Source organism: Ruficoccus amylovorans, from assembly GCF_014230085.1.
GTDB classification, from domain to species: Bacteria; Verrucomicrobiota; Verrucomicrobiia; order Opitutales; family Cerasicoccaceae; genus Ruficoccus; species Ruficoccus amylovorans.
The window spans coordinates 254,488-265,396 of sequence record NZ_JACHVB010000012.1 but is presented as its reverse complement, the minus strand read 5'-3'; the positions used below and the strand labels follow the sequence as shown (position 1 = coordinate 265,396).

The following is a 10,909-nucleotide window of genomic DNA, read 5'->3' as shown; positions in this document are numbered from 1 at the left end:
ATACGGATCTTGTTGTATTAAATAAGTTAAGGTAATATACCCATTTAAAAATGCGATGTTTCCATTTCCCCTGAAACGAGTATCTTTCCCGACATGCCAATCTATGTCTATGAAGTCATAACCGGCGACGGCAGCAGCGGTGAGCGCTTCGAGATCGAGCAGCCCATGAGTGCCGCGCCGCTCACCCAGCACCCCCGCACCGGCCAACCGGTTCGCCGCGTTTACCTTCCGCCCAATCTCGGCTCTAAGTACACGCCCGGCTCGACCCAGAACAAGCTGAGTAACGAAAACGTGGAGAAGGCTGGCTTCACGCGCTACGAACGGGACAAACTCACTGGGACCTACCACAAGGTCGCGGGTAAGGACTCCGCCGCTCCCGACACCCTCAAGCCTTGACCTTTTGGCCGGGGCCGCGGATTATCGCCGGTCGCAATGCCCGCCCTTCCGGTCTGGCCTTGCCGCCCGCTTACAGAGCCCGACGCATCCCTCCATGCCCGACCAATCCGCCGATTCCTCTTTTCCCGTAAAACCGCCTCCGGGACGGGCTTATGAGGTTTTGACCCCCGGGGAGAAGTTTGGCGACTACCAGGTCCTGCGCTGCCTGACCTACGACCTCATGGGCAGCCTTTACCGGGTACGCAAAGCCCGCGTCAAGGAGACGCGCTCGCTCTTTGTGCTCCCCCCGCTGGTTCAGAATGACGCGCAATTTCGTGAGCGCTTCTTCCATAGCACCAGTCGCCTCGTTCAACTCGACCACCCCAACCTGCTCAAGGCCGAAGACGCCGAGCTGATCAAGGGCCGCTTCACGATCTTTCACGAAGCCTTCGACGGGCAGAACCTCGCCGACTATTTGGAGCAGTGTGCCATTGAGCAGCACAAAGGCCACCACCCCGCCCGGGGTGACGACTTGCTGGCTGACATGCCCGTCGGCCTTCCCGAGGAAGAGGTGCGGCAGATCCTGCGCCAGATACTGGAGGGGCTTAGCTACGCCCATACCCACAAGCAGCTCCACCTCAACCTGAACCCCACCAACATCCTCCGCAACAGCAAGGGCGAAATCAAGCTGGCCGAGCTGGGCGTCATGACGATGGCGGGCAAGGAGCTGTTCGAGACGCTCGTCTCCGCCGGTATCCCTCCGATCTCCCTCGGCCCGCGCCGCATCCGCATCAACACGGTGGACATCCTCTCGCCCGAGGCCCGGCTGGGCAAGCCCGGCGACGAGCGTTCGGATATTTACGCCTTTGGGATCACCGCATACTGGCTGCTTACGGGACAAAAACCCGGCTACAACTACACGCCGCCCAGTGAGGTAAACCCCGCTCTGGACAAAAGCTGGGACACGCTTCTGGCCAATTGCCTGGAGCGCGACCCCGACAAGCGCTATCCCTCCGCAAAGGCCGTCCTCGACGATCTCAAGGACCTCCGCCACATTCAGCAGCGCCACGAGCCTCTTGAGCCTGGGACGGCACAGACCCGTTCCGTCTTCCGTCACATGGACTTCATCCCGGTCCCCCGCCAGATCAAGCGGCATGGGCTCAAAACCACCCGGGCCTTTCGCATCGGCATCATCGGGCTCGTCGCCTGTGTCGCGTTTTACCTGCTCTCGATGTTCTATGATCTGGCTTTCGGCGGCGAGACGCCCATCGATTCCGCAGTCGCCATCCGTACACCGGCAGGCCAGACTCCCCGCCTCAGCATCCGCACAGACCCTCCCAACGCATTGCTGGAGTTCTCCGGGAAAGATACGAGCTTCAATATCCGCAACGGCAGCCTCGACCTGAATGTGGTGCCCGGCCTGTACCGGCTCACGCTCAGCTCTCCGCACCACCTCGACTACAACCGCATCGTCGAAATCGGTCGCACACCACAAACACTCGACATACGGCTGGAACCGGCGCTGGCTAACGTAAATATCCTGACGACGCCTGGCGCGCGCGCAGTCGCCATCGACGCCTCCCGCCGTATGTACGACCTGGGCACAGCGGATGAAAACGGTCTTCTCCAGGCCGCCCGGTTCCTCTACGCGGGCACCTACACGCTTCGCCTGGAGAAGGAGAACTACATGACGATGGTAAAGGAGGATTTCCATCTCGGCGAAAGCGACAGCCAGCTCCTTGAGTTTCCGCTCGTCCCGCTGCCCGGTACTCTGCGCGTGCGCTCCACTCCGCGCGACGCCACCATCTATGTCGAGGGCCGCGAAATCGGCAAAACCAACGCCACCATCGAGGGCTTGCCCGTGCAGGAGGAGTTTATCGTCACGCTGGAAAAACCGGGCTTCCGGACCGAGAAGCTGGCCGTCAACCTCGCCCCGAACACCCGCACCGTGCTCGACTTCGGCGAGCTTACGCCGCGCTCGGGAGAAGTGCTCCCGCAGGTCACATTCGGCGGCAAGGAGCCAAGCACCCGGCTCCTCGAAGGCTTGACCTACCACGTCGGCGACAAGACCTTCCCCGGGACTGCCAACGTCCTCTCCGACATCCCCGAAGGCCGGGTCACACTGACCGCCACGCACCCCGACTACCTCGACGCCACCCAGACCTTTCAACTCGCCGACAACACCCTCCTGCGCCTCCCGCTCGACCTGCCCCCCCGGCCAGGAGTCGTGCAGCTGGATGTTCAACCAGCCGGTCTCCCCCTCACCGTCTCCGCCAACGACAAAGTCCTTCACCTCAAGGATGCGCGACGCTTCACACTCCCCCCGGACGAGGACTACTCGCTCATCCTCGAAGCCCCCGACTACATTTCCCAACAGTTGAACCTGCGGCTGGCCCCGAACGAAACACGCACCTGGAGCACCCGCCTGACCCCGCTCCCCGGCCCGGCCACGGGCCTTACGTATAATGTCCCTTACCTCGGCATTGACATGGCCTGGATACCGCCGGGCACGTTCCTGATGGGTAGCCCGGTGCAAGAGCACGCGCGCCTCCCCGTCGAAGGCCCGCAGACCGAGGTTACGCTCACCCACGGCTTCTGGCTCTCGCGCACCGAGATCACACAACAGCAGTACCAGGCCCTCATGGGTGAGAATCCTTCGGAGTTCAAAGGTCTTCGCCGCCCGGTCGAAAAAGTCACCTGGCTCGAAGCCGTCGCCTTCTGCGAAAAGCTCAACCAGCGCGAGCAACAGGCTGGACGCCTGCCCGCAGGCTACGTTTACCGCCTGCCCACCGAGGCCGAGTGGGAATACGCCGCCCGCGCCGGGACGACGACGCCCTTTTACTGGGGGGATACCGCCGACATCACCCGCGCCAACTTCCGCGGGAAATATCCGCGCGACTTCACCTCCTCGCAGCTCGAAGACCCGGAATTCTACGGCACCAGCGAGGTCGGTGACTACCCGCCAAACGCGTTCGGCCTCTCCGACATCCACGGCAATGTGGCCGAATGGTGCCTCGACGTTTACAACGGGCGTCTCCCCGGCGGCAAACAGACCGACTGGGTGCTGACCGGCGAGGGCAGCCACCGCGTCGTCCGCGGCGGAGGCTGGGAAGACTACGCCATCCGCTCCCGCATAGCCTCACGCAAGAACATGGCCCCCGATACCCGCAACTCCGCCACCGGCTTCCGCCTCTGCCTGGGGCCGGTCATCGGGGAATAGTGAGGATTGGAGAGGGTGGCATTTGCCATTGGTCATTTATCAATGGGGATTGGCCAATGATGAACGGCACTCCTTTTGCCTCGGCTTTTCAGGACGCCGGGCCCCGTGACGACGTGGCCATATCCGTGGACATTGAGCACTGTCCCCCAATGGCATATGGCAAATGATAAATGACAAATGGTAAATAATCACAGCCACTTCATGCGACGGAACCACCACAGCATGCAGAAGAAAAACGTGGCCATGAACAACAGGCAGACCGGGTAGCCGAAATACATGTACAGCTCGGGCATATTCCAGGGGCTTTTTTCGTGGTCGAAGTTCATCCCGTACACCCCGGCGATGAAGGTCAGCGGCAGAAACAGCGTCGCGATGATCGTCAGCACCTTCATCACATGGTTGTTCCTGTGCTCCTCCATGAGGTGGTAATACTCCTGCATGTTCTGGAGCAGCAGTCGGGCGTGCTCCAGTCGGTCGGCGGCGCGGCGGGCGTTGTCGGCCAGGTCGCGGAAAAAGTAGCGGTCCTCCTCCTTCACCAGCGGGTGGTCGATTATCTCCAGCCGGTGAGCATTGTCGCGCATCGGCATGACAAAGCGCATGATCGCGAGCACGGTCCTCTTATGCTGGTAAATGATGTCGATGGTAAAATCCTCATCGCCGGTGAGCAGGTCCTCCTCCACTTCGACAATGTCCGTCTCCACCATGTCGAGAATGCTCAGGATGTTGTCGGCCTTCACATCCATTAGCGCGAAGAGCAGGTAGCCCGTGCCGCGCGTGCGCAGGCGCGCCTGCGCGTCACGCACCCGACCGATGACCGGGATAAAAAGGTGAGCCGCGCTTTCCTGGACGCTCAGGACGGCCTTTTCCGTGGCGTAAAAGGCGACCTGTTCGATCATGATCTCGCGCTTCTCGCGGTCCACCGTGGCCGACTTCGTCACGACAAACAAGTCCCGCCCGTACTCCTCGAACTTGGGCCGCGTATTGGTGTTCAGAATCTCCTCCTGTGCCAAGGGGTGTATCCCGAGCATCTCGCCCAGGCTGCGGACCAAGGCCTCGTCCGTAACACCGCAGACATGGATCCAGCACACCGGCCATTTGCCCAGTTGCTCGCTCACCTCGTCGAGCGTGGCGGTCTCGATCTCGAAAAAATCCGTCCCGCTGTAGGCCAGCAGACGAATCGTCGGTGCGCCGGCGGCGCGGTCATCACCGACACGCACGAGTTGACCGGGCGGCAACCCGTGCCCGTGCGCAAAGACCTGCTTGCGGGATACGACTCTCATCATCCAACAGCAAAGGCGATTCCGTCCGAGGTTTCAAAACGAAAAAATCGCACCCACACTTTCCGTTCACAACAAACCCGCCGACACCCGCAAAAGCAGAAAACGCTGCTCTCCCGCGCCTAACGGAGCCGAGTCCGTCACTGTCACCGTTTCCGTACCGTCGGTGTTGGTGCTCACGGATTCAGGCGCCGCCAAAGGCGCGAATGACATCCCCCTCGGAGAATCGCTCACTCCGACCGTGTAGAACGCCGGATCTGCCCCCGCCGGACGAATGTAGGACAAGGAAAGCACCCCGTCGCCGCCCACGCTCACACGCGGAAGGCGCTTGCGCACGGACTCGCCCCGATCTCGCCACGGGTCCACCCCGAGCGCGTACTCGGTCAGATTACTGATCCCGTCTGCGTTCACGTCCGCCGTCGGAGCGAGCTTCGCCGGGCTCACACCGGTAGCGAACCCGTAGTCCACAGCCCAGTTCTCGTAGGAATACGGCGTGAAAGCCACGAGCACAGCTTCCCCCTCCGCCTCATAATCCCCGGAATCCTCCAGCGTCAGCGTCAACACCCGCGCCTCACCGCTCATTCGCGTGAGCGCCTCAACTTCGATCATGGTCCGGGTCTCCCCGCCCTGGATAACCACCTCCCCGGGCAAGGGCACGAAATCCTCGCCCGCAACGGCGTCACCGCCCAGCGAATAGCTCAGTCTTAGCGGCTCAGTCGGCGCGGGCTCGACCCCGAGAACAATTTCTACCCGATCACCCGCTCTTTGCCACAAGGCGGCGTTACGCATTGTCATGAAAACTCGATACATACCCTGAACGGCAATGTCCCAAGCATATCTCACGACACTCTGGCCGTCGTCAATGTCGAGGGCTACCTTATAAACTCCCGCCGCCGCGAAATCAAAAACCGGACTCTCCGAACTGGCATCCTCCACCGTCCAGGCACCGGCAGCCTCAAGGACATCCCAGTGGTAGCTCAGCGGCAACGGTGCGTCCCTATCCTCCGCCGCGATTGACGGCTCCCAGAGGTTCCCGCCACCGGTCAGGCTGTCCGGTTGCGCCGTCAGAGCGGGGGCATGGTTAGCGCTCAGCACAGCGATATCTTGAGGCGAAAGCTCACGGCCATATACGCGGAGCTCATCCAGCGTTCCGTCCAGGCCACGTTCACCGGCTTCATCGTTTCCGAGGTAGGCGGTCCCGGATTTAACGATGGCAACCGCATTATCGGCAACTTCTCGCTCGCGGGTAACCAGCTGCTCGATCCCGTCAATGTAAAGACGTGGAGCCTCATCGCCATCCTTCCAGCTCACCGCGACATGGTACCAGCGTCCGGTTTCTATCGAGCCAATGGGTGTGTGCCAGATAGATGTCCCGGTATCGTACTGACGGGCGAACTTCAAGGACGGCACCCACGAGCCGTCGAGTCCGAGAAAGAATACCCACTCTTCACCGTCGATAATACGCGGAAATCTTCCGGCGACTGAGTCCGCCTTGACCCAGGCGCTGACCGTTACCTCCGGCAAGCTGGGAAAATCCTCGACCGTCACCTTCTGGCTCACCAACGCCTGCGCATGGTAGGCCGACCCAGCCACGCCGGGTCCACGGTCCTCGCTATTTGACAGTTGCCCATCGAGTCCATGCCCCGATGTATCCGTTAGCACGGGTCCAGTTCCCTCAAAAAGCCACTCAGCGGCAAGCCCTTCCCCCGCCGGGAGCCGACCGACGACGACAGTCTGCGAGGCCGCATGCACCGTACCTTCGGCCTCGACCGAAGCCGTCACCGAGTAAACACCGTCGGCACTGAAATTTACGTTCGCCCACCCGCCGGACTCGGCTGTCAAAACAGCTCCCACCGCCGGATTCACACTCCAGACCACATTGTCTATGTAAGCCAGGGCATCGGCCCCGGCTAAAACTGCGGCCTTCAGTCGAACAGACGCTCGCCTATCCGTCAGGCAAACCGCTCGCGACGGCGAGACGATTTCCACCCCCTTCACTTGCGCCCCGGCCACTTGCCCGGACGCGATAGCGCAGACGGCAAGCGCAACCAGCACCGCAGCGCTTCCGGCCTTTACCGGAGAATGTGCCAGAGCCGTCATCAATCGCCTGAGTCTATCTGCGAATCGCATAACAACAAATAGAGTCAACCATGAGGACTTCACCCCCTATTTCCAGCCAAATTCCACAGTGCGGTGGATTTTTTACACAAACGATTGGCGATGTGGATTTTATCTACCGCCTGCAAGTGCGCTTTCCATCCCTCCGGCTTCCCAACCGAACACGATATTCCAACCGATCCAACCCAGCCAACCGAACGATTGTGTGATCAAAAATCTGTGATAATATCAGCGCCACAACCGCCCGCCTGAGGCACCAACTCCTTTCCAACCGCCATCCATGATCAAACGCCAACACCTCCGCGAAGTTATCCTTCTCCAACTTGAGGCAGCCGCTCCGGCTTTCCTTCCCGTCGATACGCTGCGCACCGGCATCCGCCACGCCGGACACGAGATCACCGATCGCATCCTGCGCCGCGAACTCGCCTACCTCGACGACAAGAAGCTCATCGACAGCGCTCTGCCCGACCTCGATCCAGCCGACAAGCGCTACCGACTGGCCGCCCAGGGGCAGGACTTTCTCGACGCCAACGGACTGAGCGAATCCTGATCTGTATCAGAAAATGGATACGCCCCTAAAAGCTTTCTCCGGAAAACCGGAATCAGGGAAAAGCCATAACAGCCAGAGCAGTAGTGAGACACCGCCGCCGGCCGGTTCCATCGAGTCGGCCCCCGCAAACGGGCAGACGATGAAAAGCCGGCATTCTGCCAACAACGAGGCGGGCGGAGCCCCAGGCTCCGCCCCCTCACCGGCGGCGCTTCCGGACCCGTTCAGGGAGCACCTCAGGCATCTGAGTGAAGTCCGCCGCCAGACCAACGCGATCATGGAGCACTACAACCCTGGTCACGCCACCGCCCGTGGCGCGATGGAGCAAGCCTGGCAGATGCTCTTTTCCCTCCTCCAAAACCTCCCGCTGAACGAGCTTTCCGAGTTCAACACCCTCTCCTCCATCATCCATCGGCTCTGCTCGTCCTTTACCCAGATCGGCAGCCTCGAAATGAAACTCTGCGACTATGAGACCGACCGCCAGGAGCGCGAGGAACGCAAACGCAAGCTCCTGAGCGAGCTCGAATCCGCCCGCAGCCAGGGCGGCCTCTCCCTCGAAACCATCCGCGAGATCGAACAGACCCTCAAACTCCTATGACCACCGCCACCGCACAGCTATCCCCCACCGTCCGGCCCGCCAGCACCGGGGGCGATCCGCTGCCGTTTTTCCTGCCCTACCAGCGTAAGTGGATCGAGGACACCTCTCGCCTCAAGATCATGGAAAAGTCACGCCAGGTTGGCATGTCCTGGACCAGCGCCTACCGGCTGGTGCGTGAACAGTCACGCAGCGACACCCGGCTGGATGCCTGGATTTCCTCCCGAGACGAGGCCCAGGCCCGCCTTTTTCTGGAGGACGCCCGCGCCTTTGCCGCCATTCTCCACCGCGCCGCCGGTGACCTCGACGCCACTGTGGTCAGCGACTCCGACGGCTCTGCCTTCACGCTCGCTTTCGCCAATGGCCGCCGCCTGCATTGCCTTTCCAGCAACGCCGACGCCCAGGCCGGTAAACGCGGCACTCGCCTGCTGGACGAGTTCGCGCTCCACCCCGACCCGCGCCGTCTCTACGCCATCGCCTACCCCGGCATCACCTGGGGCGGGCAGCTTGAAATCGTCTCGACCCATCGCGGCTCGGACAACTTTTTCAACCAGCTCATCCGTGAAATCACCGAGCAGGGAAATCCGAAAAATTTCTCCCACCACCGGGTCACGCTCCAGGACGCGCTCGATCAGGGCTTTCTGACCAAACTCAAGGAGAAGCTCCCGCCCGAGGATCCTCGCAGCCAGATGGACGAGGCCGCTTACTACGATTTCATCCGCGCCTCGTGCCCGGACGAGGAGAGCTTCCAGCAGGAGTACCTGTGCCGCCCCGCCGACGACACCACCGCCTTTCTCTCGTGGGAGTTGATCAGCGAGTGTGAATACTCCGTTCACGACGACTGGGAGATCCCCCTCATCGCCGTCGCCTCGGGCAGCCCCCAACCGGTTGACACCAACCACCGCCCCCACGGCCGCGACCTCCGTCTGGCGCACGATCTCTTTCTGGGGGTGGACATCGGCCGTGAGCACGACCTGTCCGTTTTCTGGCTGGTCGAACGCGTCAACGACCTCTTCCTGACCCGCAACATCACCACGCTCGAGCGCACCCCCTTCGCCCAACAGGAGCAAGTCCTCGACGCCTTCCTCTCGCTCCCCACCCTTCGCCGGGCCTGCATCGACCAGAGCGGCCTCGGGCGGCAGTTCGCCGAACGCGCCGCCAGCCGCTACGGCGGCTATCGGGTCGAGGGGCTGACCTTCACCGCCGGGTTGAAGGAGTCGCTCGCCTACCCCGTGCGCAGCGCCTTCGAGAGCCGCAGCCTGCGCATCCCGCCCGACAAGCGCATCCGCGCCGACCTGCGCGCGGTCAAAAAAGAAGCCACCTCCAGCGGCAACATCCGCTTCTGCGCCGACCGTGGAACGAACGGTCACGCCGACCGTTTCTGGGCGCTCGCTCTCGCGCTCCACGCCGGTCGCCGCCCGCAGGCAGCCGCCCATTACGAATCCCTCGACCTGCCCGGACGCTCCCGCTAACCGCTCCGCCTCCAGTGCGTTCCACCAGCCCGGACCCCGTATCCAACTTTCAATACAACCCGCCATCGCCCATGAAAACCGCCTCTCTCATCCCGCACGACCGCGCCCGGACGTCCCGACGCGCGCGCTTCAACCCGATCCGGCACCTGACTCCGGACACCCTCACCCGCATGCTCGACGCCTTCCACGCCGGGGAACTGCGTCAGGCCGCCTTGGCCTGGGAAGCCATCGAGCAGCGCGACGACCTCGTCAAGGCCGTCGCCACCAAGCGCAAAAAGGCAGTCGGTCGTTTCGGCTGGCAGATCGAAACTTTTGACCAATCCGAAGAAGCCGCCCGCCATGCCGCCGCGCTGGAGTTTTTCTACCGGCAGTTAACCGCCGCCCACGCTTGCGATCTGAACGAAAGCGGCGGCTTCTCCCTCCTGGTGCGGCAGATGATGGACGCCGTGGGCAAGCGCTACGCCGTCCACGAAATCGTCTGGCAACCCATCCGCGTACAGGACAACGCACAGACGCCCGGCCTGCCCTCAACGCTGCTCACCGCGCAATTCCGTTTCGTGCCGCTGTGGTTCATGGAAAACCGCACCGGACAGCTCCGCTTCCTGGAAAGCGACACCGCCACCGAGGGCCGCCCGCTCGAGCGCGAAGGCTGGCTCGTCACTACCGGCGACGGGCTCATGGAGGCCACCGCCATTGCCTACCTCTTCAAGCACCTCCCGCTACGTGACTGGCTCGTTTACTGCGAGCGCAACGGCATGCCCGGCGTCCGCGGCGTGACTGATGCCGCCCCCAACACCCCCGAATGGGAAGCCGCCCGCGAGGCCGTACGGGACTTCGGGGCAGAGTTCCACGCGCTCATGTCACGGGGCACGCAGATCGAGGCCATCGACCTGCGCGGCTCGGGCGAGCTTCCCTACCCCGCGCTGGTTGACCGCATGGACAAGGCTATCGCCACCCTCTGGCGCGGCAGCAGCATGGGCACAGTCGCCGACTCCGGGGCGGGGATTTCTCTCCAAGGCAAAGAGACCGCCCTCATCGAGCGCGAGGACGCCGAACACATCGCCGGGACACTTCACACGCAGATCGACCGCACCGTCCTGCGCTACCTTTTCAATACAAACCAGCCCCGCGCCCGCATCGTCATCCGCCACAAGGAGAGCGGCCTCTCCGCCGAGGAACTCGACACCGCCCGCGAAATCATCGGCACCGCCATCCCCAAGGTCATTAACCAGTTCGTCCGTCGCCTCCTGGGCAAAGATAAGCCATCCAGTCCGAACTAACACCCACCGCCACAACGACCTCTGC

8 protein-coding genes are annotated in these 10,909 nt (G+C 62.4%); 6 read left to right on the top strand and 2 right to left on the bottom strand.

The window, feature by feature from the left end; translation table 11 throughout:
• The first annotated feature begins 93 nt into the window (after window positions 1-93).
• A complete protein-coding gene (locus tag H5P28_RS02175) occupies window positions 94-396 on the top strand; it encodes an FmdB family zinc ribbon protein (RefSeq protein WP_185674057.1) in 303 nt (100 codons plus the stop codon).
• 94 nt (window positions 397-490) lie between these two features.
• Complete coding sequence (locus H5P28_RS02170) at window positions 491-3,595, top strand: SUMF1/EgtB/PvdO family nonheme iron enzyme (RefSeq protein ID WP_185674056.1); 3,105 nt, start codon at window positions 491-493, stop codon at window positions 3,593-3,595.
• Between the two features lie 188 nt (window positions 3,596-3,783).
• Here the strand turns inward: H5P28_RS02170 and corA are convergent, their stop codons facing one another.
• Window positions 3,784-4,878 (bottom strand): magnesium/cobalt transporter CorA, encoded by a 1,095-nt coding sequence (corA, locus tag H5P28_RS02165; protein ID WP_185674055.1) that lies wholly within the window; start codon window positions 4,876-4,878, stop codon window positions 3,784-3,786.
• A 63-nt stretch (window positions 4,879-4,941) separates the two neighbouring features.
• Window positions 4,942-6,972, bottom strand: a complete 2,031-nt coding sequence (locus H5P28_RS02160) for a LamG-like jellyroll fold domain-containing protein (RefSeq protein ID WP_185674054.1) — start codon at window positions 6,970-6,972, stop codon at window positions 4,942-4,944.
• 298 nt (window positions 6,973-7,270) lie between these two features.
• On the opposite strand from H5P28_RS02160, the gene H5P28_RS02155 reads away from it, so the two are divergent.
• The 4 genes from H5P28_RS02155 to H5P28_RS02140 all read left to right on the top strand — a co-directional run bounded on the left by H5P28_RS02155 (window position 7,271) and on the right by H5P28_RS02140 (window position 10,884).
• A complete protein-coding gene (locus H5P28_RS02155) occupies window positions 7,271-7,540 on the top strand; it encodes a hypothetical protein (RefSeq protein ID WP_185674053.1) in 270 nt (89 codons plus the stop codon).
• A 139-nt stretch (window positions 7,541-7,679) separates the two neighbouring features.
• The gene (locus H5P28_RS02150; protein WP_185674052.1) at window positions 7,680-8,135 is read left to right on the top strand and encodes a hypothetical protein; all 456 of its coding nucleotides are present in this window, start codon (window positions 7,680-7,682) and stop codon (window positions 8,133-8,135) included.
• Entirely contained in the window at window positions 8,132-9,604 is a 1,473-nt protein-coding gene (locus H5P28_RS02145; protein WP_185674051.1) for a phage terminase large subunit family protein, read from the top strand. Before H5P28_RS02150 ends, H5P28_RS02145 begins: the two co-directional genes overlap by 4 nt.
• Before the next feature lie 71 nt (window positions 9,605-9,675).
• Entirely contained in the window at window positions 9,676-10,884 is a 1,209-nt protein-coding gene (locus H5P28_RS02140; RefSeq protein WP_185674050.1) for a phage portal protein family protein, read from the top strand.
• Window positions 10,885-10,909 lie beyond the last annotated feature (25 nt).